Here is a 17401-nt window from a genome sequence, read left to right as displayed (position 1 = left end):
TCTGCATTGCTGTGTCTTACGGCTTGGTGACGCTCAGGTCGTCCCACTTGAAGACCATCGAGCTCAGCGTGGAGGCCGAGGACAGGGTGTTCATGAGGCCGACAGTGCCCGCGGCCTGCATGCCAGCGGTCGTGTCGGTCGCCGTGACCTGCCAGGCCGCCGGTTCCGGATCGGTGGACTTCCACACCTTGGCAGCCAGGGTCGTCGGGCTGGCGCCCGTCGTCGAGTACGCCACGTTCAGCACGGTCCCCGGCGTGTAGGTGAATCCGGGCATCAGGTAGGAACCGAGTGCGACCTCGTCGCGCAGCAGGTACAGCCGCACGCCTCCGCCCACCTCGAACCGCACGCGGGCGGAGTAGTTCGAGGCTCCCACCTGACGTCCGATGACCGTCGCCGTCGCGGCGCCGCCGGTCGCGACCGCGTCCGCGGAGATCGAGACCCGGATCACCGTGTCAGTAGCCGAGACGCCGAGTCGCGCGATCCTCGTGTTCGAGGGCGTGAGTGAGACCGTCCCAACGCCGTCAGCGACCGCGAAGGATGCCGAGCCCCCGGAGAGCGCCCAGGCCCCACCGAGATCGGCCGAGCCCCAGCCTCCGGCGGCGACCGTCCTCGCGAACGCGTCGGATGCGAGGAGGTTCGCCGCCGGCGGCGCTGTGACAGTCACCTGCTTCACGACGGAACCGGTCGCGCCGGCGTTGTCGGTCACGGTCAGGGTCACGGAGTAGGTCCCGGCGGCCGTGTAGACGTGCGTCGCCGTTGCCCCTGTGCCGGTCGTGCCGTCGCCGAACGCCCAAGCGTAGGACTGGATGGTGCCGTCGGCATCGGTCGATCCGGTGCTGTCCGTCGCGACGGACAACCCTGTCGCGTTCGCTGTGAACGCGGCGACCGGCGCCTGGTTCGGCGCGGGCGCCACCGTCACGTCGATGGTCTTCGTCGACACTCCGCCGCGGTCGTCGGTCACGGTCAGCTTGACAGGATAGGTGCCGGCTGCCGCGTAGGCGTGCGATGCGGTCGGCCCCGTGGCCGTCCCCCCGTCACCGAAGGTCCAGGCGTACGACTGGATGGTGCCGTCGGCATCGGTGGATGCTGACGCGTCCACGTTGACCACGAGCCCTGCGGGCGTCGGAGTGAACGCGGCCGTCGGCAGCTGGTTCGGCGCGGTCGGCGACGACGGATCGACGACGGACAGCGAGTTCAGGCTCATGGTGGCCGTCGGCGTCGTGGAGGAGCCGCCGAGGTAGGTCAGCACGCCCACCGATCCGGGCGCCTGCAGGGCGCTCGTGGTATCGGTGCCCGACAGCTGCCACGATGCCGGTTCGGCATCGGCCGAACGCCAGACCTTCGCCCGGACGGTCGTCGGCGAGGTGCCGGTGACCTGCAGCCTGACCGAGAGCTCGTCGCCGGGCACGTAGGTCCCGGGCAGCACGTAGGAGGCGCCGATCGCAGCTTCACCGTGAAGGATGTAGAGCCGCATCGTGTTGCCCGCTTCGAACCGCACTCGTGCCGAGTAGTTGTCCGAACCGATCTGACGGCCGATGAGGGTCCAGGAGTACCCCGCGCCGGTTCGATCTACCGCGAACTTCGCGGTGAGGTCGGCGTTCTTCGACGACACGGAGTTGAGCATCGCGCCACGGGTGTCGTAGATGTTGGAGACGATGCGACCGGCCGAACCATCGACCGAGAAGCTCGCGTTCCCACCCGATGTGGTCCAGGCTCCGCCCTTGTCGGCCGTGCCCCAGCCGGTGGCTGCGGTGCGCTGGAACTGGTCCTCGGCGACCACGGCGAACTTCGGCGGCTCCACGGCCGTGACCTGCTTCGTCGCCGTCGCCGTCCCGCCGCGGTTGTCGGTCACCGTCACGGTCACCGTGAACGCCCCGGCTGTCGCGTAGTCATGGGTCGTGGTCGGAGTGGTCGTCGTCTTCGTCGCCGCGTCGCCGAAGTTCCAGGCGTAGGAGACGATCTGGCCATCGGAATCCGTGGACGCGGACGCGTCCAGAGACGCCGTCAGGTTCTCGATCGTGGCCGAGAGCGCAGCGCTCGGCAGCACATTGGGTGCGAGAGCCGCGGTCACCTGCTTCGTCGCGATCGTGCTGCCCCCGCGGTCGTCCGTCACCGTCAACGTCACGGTGTAGTCTCCCGGCGTCGAATAGACGTGGGTCGCCGTGACGCCGCTGCCCACGGCGCCGTCACCGAACGACCAGGAGTAGGTCGCGATCGTGCCGTCGGAGTCGGTGGATGCCGTGGCGTCAGCCGAAACGCTCATGTGCGTCATCGTCGCGTCGAAAGCCGCAGTCGGGAGCACATTGGCCGCCTGCACCGTGACCGACTGCGTGATCGAATCGGTCGTGCCGCGGTCGTCGGTCACCGTGAGCTTCACCTGGTAGGTTCCACCGGCGGCGTAGGTGTGCGCTGCCGTCGGACCGGCCGTCGAGGTCCCGCCGTCGCCGAAGGTCCACTTGTACGAGGCGATCGTGCCGTCGAGGTCCGTCGAGGTCGACGCGTCGAATGCCACGTCGAGGTTCGTGGGGATCGCGCTGAACGCCGCGGTCGGGGCCTGGTTCACAGAACCGAACGCACCCAGCTGGTAGTGCTCGTTCACCTGGGACTGCGTCAGCGCGGTGCCGTAGACCGCGACCTCGTCGATAGTCCCGGTGAAGGTCGTGGCTCCGCCCCAACCGCTGTCGTTGCCCACACGCCAGTATCCGTTGTAGTTCTGTGCGGCGGTGTTCGGGTTCGTCCCGACGACCGCGCCGTCCACGTAGAACGCCATCCCGTTGCCGGAGAGCTCCCCGACAACGTGGTGCCACTGGCCGTCGTTGTAGGCGGACGACGTGCTGATCAGCGTCTGCCCGTTGTTGTAGACGCCGAAGTTGAGCGTCCCGTTCGGAGACATGTAGACGTGACGGTCGTTGCTGCTGCTGAGCCCGCTGTTGCTGTCACCGAATCCGACGATCTTGCCTCCGGCCGCGGTCGTGGTCTTGAACCACGCCTCCACCGAGAAGATCTGCGGGTTCACGTACTGCTTCGTGCCTGCGAGGCGCGCCGTGGTCGTCCCTGTCGTCGGCGCCCAGCGCACCGCCGTGCTGGAGACGCCCGAGAGCGCACCGGCCTGCCCCTTGACGAGGATGCTCGTGCTTCCCGTGTACGTACCCGTCGACTTGTTCATGCCCGCATCGACGGCCGTCGTCGCGGTGCCTGTCTCACCCAGACGCCAGTAGAGAGTCGGATCGAGACCGAACACCGCCTTGCCGTAGCTGTCCGCGGGCGCCTGCGTCATCGTGGTCGAGCGTCCGCTGGCGACCCAGTGCGCATCGATCTCGCCGCGCGTGAGCGCCTTGTCGTAGACCGCCACGTTCGAGATCGCGCCGCTCAGGTAGCCGCTGGTGCCGGCGTTGGGCCAGGAGCTGACCGAATCGCCGCCGATCCGCCAGTAACCGGTGTAGGCCTGAGCAGAGGTGGTGTCGGTACGCTCGCCGATCTTGACTCCGTCGACGTACAGCACCTGTCCCGCGGGGCTCAGCGAGGCCACGACCTGGTGCCACTTGTTGTCGTTGAAGCCGGTGCCGCTGGAGATCGTCCTGGCCGCTCCGGAGTACACCCCGAAGGTCACCCGACCGGAATTGTCCAGGTACACCTGCCGGTCGTAGCTCGACGAGTTGCCGGTCGCCGAGGACCCGAATCCGACGATCTTCCCACCGCGCAGGGAACTGGTCTTGAACCATGCCTCCACAGTGAACGTCTGCGGTCCGGGGATCGACGTGGACGTGCGCGCCCCCGAGCCGCTGCTGCCACTGAACGTGGTCGCGGTCGTCGCGGTCACGAGGTTCGGACCCGTGGCTCCGCGAGTGGCGCTCGCGACCACGAGGTCGTTGCTGCCGGCCCAGTCGAAGGCCGAGGCTCCGCTGGCCTCGTTCATGGGCCAGTAGTCCACCGCGCCGCTTGCCAGCACCGCGTCGTCGTAAGCGGTCGACACACCTGCCGCCGCTGTCGTCACGGGCACCCAATCGGTCTGCGTGCTGTTGCCGAACGCATCGATCGCACGCACGCGGTAGTTGTACGTGCTGCCGGGCACGGCGGAGGTGTCACGATACGACATCGCCGGGCGGGTCCAGAAATTCGAGAGCTGGTCGACCTCGTAGAGCGGTGTCGTCATGCCCTTGTCCTGGCGGAACACCTGGTAGTGCAGGCTCTGGTTGTCGCGGTCGTAGTTGGCGTTCCAGGAGACCCGGTTCACGCCGGTCTGGTTGGACGTCGCGCTGAGAGTCCAGGCGCCGCCCTGCACCTGAGGGCCCTGGGTGTTCGGGGCGACGTTCTTCTTCGCGAATCGGACGATGCCCTGCTGGGCCGTTCCGTTGACTTTCAGGAACTCGCCGCCGATGAGCAGATAGTCACCGGATGCCGAGACCTGCCACGGCCCCTGGGACTGTCCGGTGTAGCTGCCAGGAACGTACTCCGGGTACCACTGGAGCAGGGAAGGCGCCTGCTGGCCGGTGAAGCTCCGATAGCCCTGCGTGTCAGGGGTGATGACAGGTCCGGTGGGCGTCTTCGAGAACGCCAGGGAGTGGTGGTAGGAACGCGGATTCGTCTCGGGGAACGCGCCGATGTTGCCGCAGTAGTGCGGATGCCCGACGACGTAGATCGCGTCCGCCGTGGGTGCGACGTCATAGCTGTCGCCGTGGCAGTCCTCCATCCACGTGAGGCTGCCGTCGACCCAGCTGGCGCGGAACGAGCCTTCGAAGCCGTCCTGCGAGGTTCCGCCGTAGTCGAAGCCCGTCCCGTAGACGCTGTCTCCGTCGGATGAGAGCGAGTACATCGCTGCCACCGTGCCCGCATCGCGCAAGACGCTGTTCATCGCCCACGGCATCAGGGCGCCGGTGCTCGCGTCGAGCGCGGTGATGCCGCGGCCCGGGTTGGTCGAGCCGTTGACCGAGGTGAACGATCCGGCGACCACGACCTTGCTGCGGTCGGGCGAGACGACGACGCCCTTCGCGCCGTATCCGCCCTGCACGTCAGCCGTGAACCCGGTGACTGCGCCGGTCGACGCGGATACCGCGCCGACCTTCGTCCGCTGGGTCCCGTTGAGCGTCGTGAACTCTCCGGCGAGGTAGATGGTCGAGTCGGCGACGGCGATCGAGTCGATGCGTCCGTTCGCCTCAGGCGCCCAGTTCGTGATCAAGGCGCCCGTCGCCGTGTCGAAGGCGGCGACTCGGTAGCGCCAGGCGCCCGCAGCCTGCGAGAACATGCCCGCGACGTAGATGCGGCTACCGTCGGCCGACTTCTTGATGTCGAGGACCGTGCCGTTGGTGCCCGGGTTCCACGACGAGATCAGCGCCCCGGTGGTGAGGTCGTACGCGAGCAGGTTCGCGCGCGGGGTCTCGTTCGTTCCCGCCGGAGAGCCGGCCGGTCGCGCCTTGGCGAAGCTGCCGCCCACGTACACGGTGTTGCCGACGACCTCTTGCGCGTAGACCACGCCGTCGATCTGCACGGTGGGAAGGGCGTCGCCGGCGAATGTCTCGGGCGTCCCCGCCGCAGGAACCGTGTCGGCGACGGCGGCTGCCGGTACGACGAGAGCGCCGATGGTCAGAGCCAGCGCCGTGGCGATCGCCCCCAACAGCGATGCGCCGCGCGAACGGATGACGCGCTTCTCGGCCGCAACGAAACGGCCACCCCAATTGATGTGCACTTTTTCTCCCCAGAGTTCTGCACAGCGCACACCTGAGCGGCGCTTCATGAAGACCGTCTCCCACAGACGACCTTTTCCCCTGGGCTGAGCATAGAGCAAAGCCTGCATATCGGCAAGACTCAGGTCGATCCGATATGTGGACCTTCGTCCTCATCGGCGTCCGGCGGGACGCGGGACGGGGAGCCGGACGGGACGCGGGTCAGCCGACGGGTCCGCGGAACACGAAGGCGGGCTGACCGGCCCGGTAGTCGATCGTGAGCGTCACGTCACCGCGCTCATCCTCGGGAATCGTGTAGACGTAGACGCCCTCCGCGGAGTCTCCGGCTTTCAGCGTTCCCTCGAAAGGCGCTCCGCCTGGTCGCACGAGCCCGCCGGCGGGGGTGCGCGCTTCCCCGATGTAGGCGTTCACGGCGATGAGGCCCAGATCGATCGCCTCGTCGGTGTCGTTGGTGATCGAGAGCGTGAACTGCACGGCCGGTCCACCGATCTCACCGGCCTGCACGGCCTCTCCGTCGACGGCCTTCATCGCGGAGATCCGGGCGACGAGCCCTTCGCCGTTGTCGGCTGGCGCGTCCGGGGAGACGGGGGCGAGTTCGGGCATGGTTCCCGGAGTCGCGGCGGGGTCCGGAGTGGGCGGCGCGCTGGGATCCGCGTCACCGGACGGCGCGGTCGGCGTGGCCGACGACGACGGGCCCGCGCCCGGATCCGTCTCGTCTCCGTTTCCGGAGGTGAGGGCGACGTACACGATGATCGCGACGACGACCGCGAGCGCGAGCGCGATGCCGGCCCACAACCAGATCCTGCGCCGTGGGCTCCGACCCGATCCGTTCGATGCTTCGACCATGCTCACGCACTCCCCTGACCCGGCCGTCGCGCTCTCGACGGACGGGGCGATTCTATCCGAACCCCGCGCACGCCGACCGAGGGATCAGTTCGCCCGCCTGGCGATGCGCCGCGCATCGCGCCAGCCGCGCCACACGGCGCCCACGGGACGCCACGGCCGCAGCAGCTGACGCTTGCCGCCGCGGAGGAGTATCTCCCGCGCGGCCGCGGTCGATACGGCATCCCAACGCCGCACGGTCTCGGATTCGAAGAGCTTCTGTGCGAGCAGCATCCGGTTCCGGACGTTGTAGTAGTAGTACAGCGGCGACTTGGCATGGACGTCGGGGTCGCCGATGCCCTGCGTCCCGCCCTCGTCGTGCACGGCCTTCGCCTCCTCGACGAGGAGCAGCCGACCGCCGGCGTCCTCGACCCGCAGGGAGAAGTCCACGTCTTCCCAATAGAGGAAGTAGTCCTCATCGAACCCGCCCACGGCGTCCCATGCGGCGGAGTTGATCATGAGTGCAGCGCCGGTGAGCCAGCGCCGCACCTCCGCGTGCGGATTCCGCTCGGACCAGGCCCGCCCGTGCGTGGCGCCGTCGCGGAGATCGAGCACGTGCCCGGCCGACCAGACCCGCCCCGCGCCGTCTGTGATGACCGGCGCCGCGACGATCTTCTCGCTCGAATCGACCGCGTCGAGAAGCAGGCGCACGTCAGGCGCGCCGATCGACGCATCCGGATTGATGAGCAGGAAGCGGGTCCGCCCGTCTGCCCGCGCAGCATCCACTCCTCTGTTCACGCCGACTCCGAAACCGACGTTCTCGTCCTGCAGGAGAGCGACCCATCCCTCTCGCTCCGCGAGCGCGCGGATGACGCTCGCCTCGTCGCTCGTGGAGCGGTTGTCGACGACGTACACGGCGACGTCGTCGAGCGCGCGGCTGGTCGGAACGAGGTTGCGCTCGAGCAGATCCGACGAGCCGTAGTTCACGACGATGACGGCGAGCGTCGTGTCGTCAGTCATTCCCGCCGCCGTTGCCGAGGCTGCGCATGTTCCGGAACCAGCGCACTGCGGCCAGCAGACAGAAGGCGGCGGCGGCCGCGAAGAAGAAGGCGTACGCGAATGCGAAGATGCTCGGCCACCCCCACAGCACGTAGACGAGGCACACGATGCCGTAATCGACCGGAAGCAGGACGATAGAGCGCAGTGCGCCGCCACCGCCCTGTTGCGCCGAGGACGCGATCCCCTTCGACGCCTTCAGGAGGTCGTTCAGGATCATCCCGAAGAACGTCGCTGTCGCGCACACGGCGAAAGCCAGGGGCACCAGGACGTAGAGCGTGGGCAGGCCGCTGAAACGGTAGAGGCCGATCGCGGTCGCGATGGGGAGGGAGACGATCTTGATCGCGTCGATGAAGTGATCGAGCCACTCCCCCGCGAGCGAGCCGCCGCCGCGCAGCCGCGCGACCTGTCCGTCTGCAGAATCGAGGGCGTAGCCGATCGCCAGGAGCAGCCAGACGACGAGGCCGGTCCACCACGACGGGTCGACGAGGGCGAGCACGAGGATGCCGGAGAAGGTGAACACCGCGCTGACGGCGGTGACGCCGTTGGGCGAGAGCCCGATGCGGTACGCGACGGCGGCGAACACGCGTCCGACCGGCCGATTCACGTAGACGCTGTATGCGGGCGCGCCCTTCGCTCTGCCCTTCTGCGCGGACGACAGACGCCTCAGAGAATCCGCGAAGCTCTCGGTGGTCATTCGGCCCGTCCCCTCAGTCGAACCCCCGTGAGGGCCCTCATCCACCAGATAGAGTATGCCTTGCCGAGGGGGCCCGCATCTGGGGAGCGACGCCGACGCCTCGGCGAAGGGGAGGACTTGTCATGACCGTCGTCGACCCTCTGAGCAGAGCGCACAGGCCTCGGATCCTGATCAGCGCCTACGCGTGCGGCCCTGGGCAGGGCCCCGAGGCGTCAGCCGGGTGGGCCATCGCACGTGCGGCCGCCGAGACCGGGGACGTCTGGATCCTCACCCGCGAACGCTTCCGCGCTTCGCTCGAGGAAGCGCTGGCCGCATCGCCCGACCTCGCGGCCCGCGTGAACGTGGTGCACATCGACCTTCCGCAGCGGATCATGCGCTGGAAGCGGCGCGGCTGGGATCTGTACTGGTACTACGCGCTGTGGCAGCGGCTCGCCGGACGGACCGCCCGGCGCCTGCATGCGGAAGTCGGATTCGACCTCGCCCACCATGTCACCTTCGCGAACGATTGGATGCCGTGCGGCGTAGCAGGGCTCGACACCCCTGTGGTGTGGGGACCCGTCGGCGGTGCCAGCCGTGTGCCCGTCTCGAAACTGCGACGATGGCTCGGAGCACGCGGCACCGTGACCGAACTCGCGCGCATCGCCCTCACCGCTCTCCCTCGAGCCGTCTGGGGTGACTCGACGGCCCGGCGCGCTGCCCTGGTCGTGGCGCAGAACCCCGACGTCGCTCGACGATTCCGTCATGCGCGAAACGTCGTGGTCGAGCCGAACGCGGCCTTCGCCGAAGAGATCCCCGCCCACCGGGGAAGCGACTCCGGCCGGACGGCCGTGTTCGCTGGCCGCCTGCTCGCGTGGAAGGGCGCGGCTCTCGCCCTCGAGGCCATCTCCCGCCCGGCGGCGGAAGGATGGCGCCTCCAGATACTGGGCGAGGGGTACGAACTCGGTCGCCTGCGCCGGCTCGCACGAAAGCTCCGTATCGAAGACCGCGTCGACTTCCGCGGGCATCTCACACGCGAGGAGACGCTGGAGAGCCTGGCATCGTCGGACGCGCTCCTGTTCCCGTCCATGCACGACCAGGCCGGATGGATCGTCGGCGAAGCGAGCGCAATGGGCATGCCTGTGGTGTGCCTCGACCTCGGCGGGCCTCCGACGCTCGCCCACATCAATGCGCGCGTCGTCAGCGCCGACGCCCCCGGGTTGCCCGATCGTCTCGCCGAGGCGCTGCGCGATGCGCAGACGAATCCCGGTCGCCCGCACTCGCGGTGGTCCGAGGCCCGGCTGCCGTCGGTCGTCGGTCAGTGGTATTCCACGGCTCTGCACGCGCGGCGGCGTCCGCTCGTCGTGATGGAGTCGCTCACCCGCCTCCGCCCCACGACGAATCCGTACCTGGTGCAGTTGTGTACCGCGCTGGACGATACCCCGGGCATCGAGCTGTCGTTCTTCTCCTGGCGTCGAGCGCTGATCGGGCGACTCGACGTGTTCCACGTGCACTGGCCGGAGCTGCTGGTCGGCGGCCACAAGCTCGCCGGGCGGATGGCCCGAAGAGTGCTGACGATCGCCTTCCTGATCCGCGTGCGGCTGACTCGTGTGGCCGTAGTGCGGACGCTCCACAATCTCGACCGGCCATCCGACATGTCGCGACTCGATCTCGCGCTGCTCGACCGGCTCGATCGTCTGACGACGCTGACCATCACCCTCAACGACGACACACCGCTCCCCGACGGGCACGCACGCAGGACCATCCTGCACGGGCACTACCGCGACTGGTTCGCCCCTCATCCCGCTCCCGCCCCGACGAAGGGCCGCATCGGCTACGTCGGATTGATCCGCCGCTACAAAGGCGTCGAGCAGCTCATCGGGGCCTTCCGCTCGTTGGATGCCGAGGGCACGTCGCTGTCGATCGCAGGGCGCCCGTCGACCGACGACCTGAAGTCCGAGCTGATCTCGCTCGCCGGCGGCGATGAACGCGTCGAGTTCGATTTCCGCTTCCTCGACGATGCGGAGCTGGTGCGCCGGATCGCCGACGCGGAGTTCATCGTTCTCCCCTATCGGCACATGCACAACTCGGGGACGGCTCTCGCCGCGCTCTCCGTGACTCGACCGATCCTCGTGCCTGACAACGCGGTGAACCGCGCTCTGGCAGAGGAGGTCGGCGAACGATGGGTCCACCTGTTCGACGGGGAGCTCGCGGATGCCGACCTCGCCCGAGTAAGAGCAGCCATCGGCGAGGGAGTGAAGGGCGAGCCTGACCTGTCGCAGCGCGACTGGACCACGGTCGGCGCCGCGCACGCCGAAGCCTTCCGCGCAGCATCCATGCTCCGACGGGCCGGCTGATGGCGCAGGATCTTCGCATCGCGGTCGCCATCCCGACCTTCCGTCGACCTGAACGACTCGCGAGCCTGCTGGCCGCCCTGCCCGACCGCTTCGCCGAGCTGGAGGACGGTGTCAGCGTCGAGGTCTTCGTGATCGACAACGATCCGGATCGCAGCGCAGAGGCGCTCGCGACGTCCGACGACCTCCCCGTCGCGACGACCTACGCGCCTGAACCGACTCCGGGGATCGCGGCGGCGCGCCAGCACGCGCTCGACGTGACGACGGGGTTCGACCTTCTCGCATTCATCGACGACGACGAGGTGCCGCATCCGAACTGGCTTCGCGCCCTCGTCGACACCTGGCGTCGCACGGGCGCTGCGGCTGTGGCCGGACATGTGCGCACCGTGTTCCCGTCCGGGACCGACCCCTGGGTGCTGGCCTCCGGTCTGTTCGCGCGGCCGCTCCGCGAGGACGGCGAGTCCCTTCCCGCGGCCGGCGCCGGCAACCTCTTGCTGGATCTCGCCTGGATCCGGCGCGCGGGGATCTCCTTCGACGCGTCGCTCGGCCTCTCCGGCGGAGAGGACACGCTGTTCACCCGCGCCATCGTCCGTGCCGGCGGCCGCGTCGTCGCATGTCCGGCATCCGTCGCCGAAGACCTCTTGGAGGAGGGCAGGGCCACTCGACGATTCGCGCTCGCACGTGCACGCCATCACGGGCAGACCCAGTCCGTGATCGAGTTGCGTCTCGCCGACGGAGCCGTTGCGAGGGCGGTCTCGCGCGTGCGCAATCTGATCAAGGGCGCCGGATGGGCCGTCCGCGGCGCGCTGCGGCAGGCCTCCGGTGCTCTCACGCGCTCGCTGTCCCGACGCGCCGCCGGTTCACGGGAAGTGCAGCGCGGCATCGGCCTCGTGCAAGGCGCGCTGGGGGCCGCTGCACCCGAGTACGCGCGCGACAACGCTCCTCGCACCGGCGGCATCCGTGCGGTGCGAGCGGCGCTGTCCCGTCTCGCTCGCGCGATCTCGCCCTTCTTCCGCTCGGTCACGGGCGTGCACACATCGCAGCCCGTCGTGGTGCTCACACTCGACGATGGACCGGACTCCGAGTGGACCCCTCGCATCCTCGACGAGCTGGCGAAGCGAGGCGCCACCGCGACGTTCTTCGTGCTCCTCACCCGCACCCGCACCCACCCGGAGCTGGTCGAGCGCATCCTGTCGGAGGGTCACGAGATCGCCCTGCACGGCGCCGACCATCGCCGGCTGACGTCGTTCCCCCGGGCCGAGGGCTTTCGGATGCTGACGGAGTCGAAGGCCGAGCTCGAGGACCAGACCGGCCGCTCGATCCGCTGGTACCGCCCGCCGTACGGCGCGCTCTCGGTCTCGACCTGGTGGGCTGTTCGACGCGCGGGCATGACTTCGGTGCTGTGGACGACGAGCGCGCTCGACGGTCGTGACGCACCGCATGCGGAACGGCTGGCGAGGGCGACATCCGGCATCTCCTCGGGCGCGATCCTGCTCGCCCACGACTCACGGGCTGCAGCGCAGGATGGCGCGGACGACCCCGCGATCGCTCCCATCGACCGCGCGCAGCTGATCTCGGATGTGCTCGACGAGTACGACCGCCGCGGACTGAAAGCGGTCTCGCTCGATCAGGCTCTGCGTTCCGGGCGCCTCCGGCGCCGCATGGTCCTCGTCGGCTGAGTCGCCTGCGACAGCGGGCTCAGCCGACGAGGTCGGATCGGAAGCGGCTCAGCGAGCCGTCACCGGCGGCGTCAGAGCGCCTACGGTGCGCGTCTGAGCCGGAACGCCGAGAGTGTCCGCGATGTTCGACGGCAGCGCATATGCACCGGTCACGGGGCTGACCGCCGTCAGCTGCCAGGTACCGGGATCGATCACGGGCGCTCCCTGCACGAGCACCGACTTCGCGTCGCCGCCGGTGGAGGAGCGGAACTCCTCGATCGTGGTGAAGCCGCGCGTACCGCTCGAACCCGCCGCCCAGCACGCGAAGTTGGAGGGCGACGATGCCGAGGTCCGGTGGTACAGGTTCGCATCCTGCGAGACCCCGAAATCGTTGCCGAACCACTGGTTCGTCAGATCCTGCGTGAGCATCGGGCAGGCCTGCCCGCCGTACGACAGCACGTTGTTGCGCACCGCCACATCGCTGGTCACCCACGGGATCAGCGACCTCAGCCCCGACACCTCCTGGCGACGCTCGTCCTGCATGTAGGTGATCGTGCGGCCGTTACCCGCCATCGTGTTGTTCCAGATGTCGACGTCGCCGGAGTCGAAGACGAACACGCCGCTGTTGAGGTTGTCGACGATGTAGTTGTCGGCGACCAAGGCTGTCTGGCTCAACTCGATCTCCAGCCCCTCGCGACCGTTTCTCGCGAAGACGTTGCCGGTGATCGTCAGTTTCGAGCTCGACACGTCGAACCACAGCCCGGTGGCGGCGACGTTGTCGGAGATGATGCTGTCACGCACAGTCACATCCGTGCCTCGCGAGATCTTCACTCCGCCGGCGACGGGCGTGTAGTTGAACTTCGAGGCGTTGTTGCCGGTGACCACGGAGTTCTCGATCGTCAGGTTCTCGGCATCGTTCACTCCGATGCCCAGCAGCCCGTTGCCGGTGACCGTCAGATTGCGGAACGTCTTGTCGTCGTTCCAGGCGAACAGTCCGACCGTCGCATTGTCGCGGATCACCATGTTCTCCAGGGTGATCCCGTCGACCTCGGCGCTGACCGTGCCCAGGAGCGCGGTGGTGGTGGCGTAGCGCTGAACGCCGATCCCGCGGACGGTGGTGCCCGCGCCCTGGATCTTGATCGCCTTCGCGAGCGCGCTCGCTTCGACGCCGTGCCCGTCGGGGTTCGATCCGATGACCAGCTGACGCGCGGCCTGATCGACGAAGAACGTACCGGCGGTGACGGCCGAACGGCTGCCGACCTGAGTCAGGCGGCTGCCGTCGAACCAGACCTGATCCGGATATCCGGCCATCGGGTTCGCCTTGTTGACCCACCAGCTCGTCTCATCCTGGTTCGCGCTGAACGACACCCGCGGATCGAAGAACGTGCTCCACGGCGCGACCCAGGTCGCTCCGGACTGAGTCCATCCGGTGACGGGCCTCGAGCCGTCGAACCAGACGGCCTCGCCCGGTGCCGACTGGATCGTCAGCTTCTTGAAGAAGGGGACGCTGATGCTCTCCCGGTAGGTGCCCGCACGCAGAACCAGCGTGGAACCGCTGGGGGCGGCGTCGATCGCGTGCTGGACGCCGGCGACGGGGCTCGCCTTCGTCCCGGTCCCGCCGCTGCGCGAGCCCTCGGGAACGACGTAGATCGCATCGGCCGGCGCCGCGTACGCCGTCTGACCGACGGCGAGGGAACCGGCGCTCCCGTCGGCGGCGGGCGGTGTGACGGGAGGCGCAGGCGGCTCAGGATTCGTCGTCGGCGTCGGCTCGGGGGTCGGCTCCGCGGTGGGCTGCGGTGTCGGCTCGGCAGTCGGGGTCGGCGTCGGCTCGGGGGTCGGCTCTGCCGTCGGAGTCGGCTCCGCCGTCGGCGTCGGCTCGGCAGTCGGAGTCGGCTCTGCCGTCGGAGTCGGCTCCGCCGTCGGAGTCGGCGTGATCATCGGCTCCGGCACGGGGGTCGGCTCCGCGGTCGGCGTGGGCTCCGGCACCGGCTTCAGGTCCGGGGAATCGACCGTGAGATCGTCCACCCGCAGGTAGATCGAGCGGTTGCCGCGGGACATGTAGGTCTGAATCCCCGGGGTGCCCGGTGCGCTGACGGCCTCATCAGAGCTGTCGGTCGCGGAGATCTGCCAGTCGGGCTGAGGGGTGCCGATGACCCACGCGCGGGCGCGGATCACGACGTCGTCGACGCCTTCGGTGTCGATCTCCACTCGGACCGGCGCGTTCTGAGGTACCTCTCCGATGAGCAGACGGTCCTGTCGGAGCACGGTCTGCACGTCGTCCTCGTCGTAGCGGGCGATCGAGAGCACTCCGCGGGCCTGCGTGTCGAGGCGGAAGCGCACGCCGTACGACCCGGTGCCGTTGTTGCGCGACGTCACGATGGCGGTCGCGCCGTGTCCGTCGGTCGGCACAGCGGAGAAGCTGAGCGTGGCGCCCACCACGCCGTCCGTGGATTCCGCGACGGTGGACTCGTGCATGGTCCGCTCACCGCCGTTCACCCGGATGCGCCCCGCATCATCGGCGACAGAGGCGACCCGGGTGGGTGACGACTCGTACTGATCGCCCCACCCCCGCTCCGTCGTTCGATTGAAGGCGTCGGCCCAGCTGGTCTGCGGACTCTCAGCTGATGCCGTCGGCGACGACGACGAGGCGCTGGCGAGCTGCGGCGTCAGAACGAGAGCGGCGATCGCTAGGGCTGAGAGGGGTAGGAGGGCATGGCGATATCGGGGGTTGCGCATACGGGTACCTGTTCGGGAGGGGGCGGCCGTTTCGGGAGGGGGGTAACCGGATCCGAAATATATAGATTCGGTAACGACCGAGTTCATCCAACACAGCCCACAGCGCATCCACAAACCTCTGGCGGACTTCTTTCGGGAAGTTGCCAGGTTGCATACTGGTTTCGGGAACCGGTTCCCTACAGCTCCCCCGGCCGAACGGCCTCGGCGTCGATGGCCTTGATGACGCGGATCGCGGCGGTGTCCGGCTTCGGCTCGACGCCATCCGCCCGCCTCCGGCTCGGCGCGTACACCACGAGCGAGTGGAACAGGAACCGCGCGAAGAACGCGACGATGAGCGACAGCCCGGTCGCGAGCACGCTGGAGATGTGCCAGGTCTCGACCATGAGGGCCATCACCGGGATGCGCAGCGCCGCTTCGGCGTTGTTGAACGCGAAGGAGGTGAGGAAGCGGATGCCGATTCCTCGAGCATCCGTCCGCATGTCGGCGAAGACGAAGCGCTCCTGCAGCAGGAAGTTCCCGACGATCGTGGCCTCGGCGCCGATGATCGCCGCCCACACATAGGGGATTCCCGCTTCGACGAGCAGCCACATGATGCCGAGGTTGACGACCGCGCCGATCACGCCGATCAGTGCGAACAGCGACATCTTGCCGAAGCGCAACCTGGCGAGATGCGCGACGAACGTGGCGCCCTGACGCATGCTCGCCTTGGAGGTGCCGTGGCGCCTCTCGGCGAACTCCATCGGAACCTCGGCGATGCGCAGATCGGTGCGGGCGAGGATCTCGAGGAGGATCTTGAACCCCTGCGGCTTGAGCGTGGCGAGGTCGAGCCGGGAGCGATCGACGAGGAAGAAGCCGGTCATCGGGTCGGTGCTGCGCGCCAGGCGAATCGGGAACATCGCCTTGGTGAGCCAGGTGGCCGCTCGCGAGACGCCGAAGCGCACGGCGGTTCCGAGTCCGCTCGTGTCTCCGCCGCCGATGTAGCGCGAGGCGGCGACGACGTCCGCGTCGCCTTCGTCGTGTCGGTCGAGAAGAGCGGGGAGCAGCTCGGGCGGATGCTGGAGGTCGCCGTCCATGACGATGCAGATGTCGGATGCGGCCGCCTTGAGCCCTGCCACGACGGCCCCGCCCAGTCCGCCGGTGTTGTCATCTCGGTGGATCACCCGGACGGGGAGGGGAGCGTCGGCGGCGACCCTTCCGACCTCGAGTGCCGTGTCGTCGGTGCTGTCGTCGACGAAGAGGATCTCGGCGTCTCGTCCGGCCAATGCGGCGGCGGCGCGCGCGACGAGCTCGGCGACGTTGTCGCGCTCGTTGTACGTCGGCACGATGACCGTGACCTGTGCCACCACCTGCTCCCCCTCTTCGGCTTCGCACCTATCGTTTCATGCCTTGCTATGCGTTGAGAACCCGTCCCGACGATTTCGTAAAGATTCTTTCCTTGCTAGCGGTCTGCTGACATCGACGTCATCGTTCTGCTAGTCTGATCCGACGCGGCTGTGGGAGTCGCTGAGCGGATGGGGATCCGCTTCTGGGGAATACTGATCTGGGGAGATCATGGGGACGCGCATCGGCTATGCCGTTGGTGCCTTCGACCTGTTTCACGTCGGGCATCTGAACCTTCTTCGTCACGCCAAGCAGCACTGCGACATTCTGATCGCGGGCGTCGTCAGCGACGAGATGCTGCGCCAGGTGAAGGGCATCGAGCCCGTCATCCCTACGGCGGAACGTGCGGAGATCGTTCGACACATCTCGTTCGTCGACGAGGTCTACGTCGAGACCAGTCCATCCAAGATGGACTCGTGGCGCGACGTGCAGTTCACCCACTTCTTCAAGGGTGACGACTGGCGAGGCACCGAGAAGGGCCTGCGTCTCGAGCGCGAGTTCGCCGAGGTCGGGGTGGAGGTCGTGTACTTCCCGTACACCGCTCATACCTCGAGCTCATCGCTGCGTCGAGCGCTCGACGCGATCACCGCCGGCGCGACGCCGGTTGCGGCGGCCGGCCACTGACCCCCGCCCGTACCGCCTGTCTGCACCGCATGGCTGGGGGCCGGAATCTGGGGTTCCGGCATTCGTGCGTCGCTGCCGCAGGCGGTACGGAGTCGGGAACACGCCCGGCCCTCTCCTATCGCCGCCGCCGTAGGCTTGATGCATGACCACTCCTGCAGCATCCGAGATCACGATGTTCGGCGCCGACTGGTGCCGCGACTGCATCCGCACGAAGAAGCAGCTCGACGAGCTCGGCATCGAATACACCTATGTCGACCTGGTCGCCGACCCCGCCGCGGCAGACATCGCCAAGGAGATCTCGGGCCGCACCAACATCCCCGTCGTCGTGTATCCCGATTCCTCGCATCACGTCGAGCCCTCGAACGCCGACGTCGAAGCGAAGCTCCGCGAGCTCGCCCTGATCTGACGACTCATCGC

10 protein-coding genes are annotated in these 17401 nt (G+C 68.3%); 4 read left to right on the top strand and 6 right to left on the bottom strand.

Annotation, left to right across the window (positions count from 1 at the left end):
• Nucleotides 1-16: 16 nt before the first annotated feature.
• From QFZ53_RS05340 to QFZ53_RS05325, 4 genes are all read right to left on the bottom strand, one after another.
• The gene (locus QFZ53_RS05340; RefSeq protein WP_307294338.1) at nucleotides 17-5731 is read right to left on the bottom strand and encodes a PKD domain-containing protein; all 5715 of its coding nucleotides are present in this window, start codon (nucleotides 5729-5731) and stop codon (nucleotides 17-19) included.
• Nucleotides 5732-5882: 151 nt separating this feature from the next.
• Nucleotides 5883-6533, bottom strand: a complete 651-nt coding sequence (locus QFZ53_RS05335) for a hypothetical protein (protein WP_307294337.1) — start codon at nucleotides 6531-6533, stop codon at nucleotides 5883-5885.
• A 78-nt stretch (nucleotides 6534-6611) separates the two neighbouring features.
• The gene (locus QFZ53_RS05330) at nucleotides 6612-7523 is read right to left on the bottom strand and encodes a glycosyltransferase (protein WP_307294335.1); all 912 of its coding nucleotides are present in this window, start codon (nucleotides 7521-7523) and stop codon (nucleotides 6612-6614) included.
• The gene (locus tag QFZ53_RS05325; RefSeq protein ID WP_292907941.1) at nucleotides 7516-8256 is read right to left on the bottom strand and encodes a CDP-alcohol phosphatidyltransferase family protein; all 741 of its coding nucleotides are present in this window, start codon (nucleotides 8254-8256) and stop codon (nucleotides 7516-7518) included. The genes QFZ53_RS05330 and QFZ53_RS05325 overlap by 8 nt, the downstream gene beginning before the upstream one ends.
• A 122-nt stretch (nucleotides 8257-8378) precedes the next feature.
• Here QFZ53_RS05325 and QFZ53_RS05320 point away from each other — a divergent pair, with 122 nt between their 5' ends.
• Together QFZ53_RS05320 and QFZ53_RS05315 are read left to right on the top strand one after the other, a co-directional pair.
• Nucleotides 8379-10589, top strand: a complete 2211-nt coding sequence (locus QFZ53_RS05320; RefSeq protein WP_307294332.1) for a glycosyltransferase family 4 protein — start codon at nucleotides 8379-8381, stop codon at nucleotides 10587-10589.
• A complete protein-coding gene (locus tag QFZ53_RS05315; RefSeq protein WP_307294329.1) occupies nucleotides 10589-12265 on the top strand; it encodes a polysaccharide deacetylase family protein in 1677 nt (558 codons plus the stop codon). The genes QFZ53_RS05320 and QFZ53_RS05315 overlap by 1 nt, the downstream gene beginning before the upstream one ends.
• Nucleotides 12266-12313: 48 nt before the next feature.
• Here the strand turns inward: QFZ53_RS05315 and QFZ53_RS05310 are convergent, their stop codons facing one another.
• Both QFZ53_RS05310 and QFZ53_RS05305 read right to left on the bottom strand, forming a co-directional pair.
• A complete protein-coding gene (locus tag QFZ53_RS05310) occupies nucleotides 12314-14980 on the bottom strand; it encodes a right-handed parallel beta-helix repeat-containing protein (RefSeq protein ID WP_307294326.1) in 2667 nt (888 codons plus the stop codon).
• Nucleotides 14981-15156: 176 nt separating this feature from the next.
• Nucleotides 15157-16323 carry a glycosyltransferase gene (locus tag QFZ53_RS05305; RefSeq protein ID WP_292907949.1) on the bottom strand — a complete coding sequence of 389 codons (1167 nt, stop codon included), beginning with the start codon at nucleotides 16321-16323 and terminating at the stop codon, nucleotides 15157-15159.
• A 208-nt stretch (nucleotides 16324-16531) separates the two neighbouring features.
• On the opposite strand from QFZ53_RS05305, the gene QFZ53_RS05300 reads away from it, so the two are divergent.
• Nucleotides 16532-16984, top strand: coding sequence for an adenylyltransferase/cytidyltransferase family protein (locus QFZ53_RS05300; RefSeq protein ID WP_292907951.1), 453 nt, complete (start codon nucleotides 16532-16534; stop codon nucleotides 16982-16984).
• A 142-nt stretch (nucleotides 16985-17126) separates the two neighbouring features.
• A complete protein-coding gene (locus QFZ53_RS05295; RefSeq protein ID WP_292907953.1) occupies nucleotides 17127-17390 on the top strand; it encodes a glutaredoxin family protein in 264 nt (87 codons plus the stop codon).
• Nucleotides 17391-17401 lie beyond the last annotated feature (11 nt).

This window comes from Microbacterium natoriense, assembly GCF_030816295.1.
Classification (GTDB): domain Bacteria; phylum Actinomycetota; class Actinomycetes; order Actinomycetales; family Microbacteriaceae; genus Microbacterium; species Microbacterium natoriense_A.
Note: the sequence above shows the minus strand (reverse complement) of the source record. Positions and strands in the feature narration are given on the sequence as shown.

Excerpts from the sequence above, each read along its gene's own strand:
- QFZ53_RS05340 (WP_307294338.1), bottom strand. The coding sequence starts at position 5,731 with ATGAAGCGCCGCTCAGGTGTGCGCTGTGCAGAACTCTGGGGAGAAAAA.
- QFZ53_RS05330 (WP_307294335.1), bottom strand. The coding sequence starts at position 7,523 with ATGACTGACGACACGACGCTCGCCGTCATCGTCGTGAACTACGGCTCG.
- QFZ53_RS05325 (WP_292907941.1), bottom strand. The coding sequence starts at position 8,256 with ATGACCACCGAGAGCTTCGCGGATTCTCTGAGGCGTCTGTCGTCCGCG.
- QFZ53_RS05320 (WP_307294332.1), top strand. The coding sequence starts at position 8,379 with ATGACCGTCGTCGACCCTCTGAGCAGAGCGCACAGGCCTCGGATCCTG.
- QFZ53_RS05315 (WP_307294329.1), top strand. The coding sequence starts at position 10,589 with ATGGCGCAGGATCTTCGCATCGCGGTCGCCATCCCGACCTTCCGTCGA.
- QFZ53_RS05310 (WP_307294326.1), bottom strand. The coding sequence starts at position 14,980 with ATGCGCAACCCCCGATATCGCCATGCCCTCCTACCCCTCTCAGCCCTA.
- QFZ53_RS05300 (WP_292907951.1), top strand. The coding sequence starts at position 16,532 with ATGGGGACGCGCATCGGCTATGCCGTTGGTGCCTTCGACCTGTTTCAC.
- QFZ53_RS05295 (WP_292907953.1), top strand. The coding sequence starts at position 17,127 with ATGACCACTCCTGCAGCATCCGAGATCACGATGTTCGGCGCCGACTGG.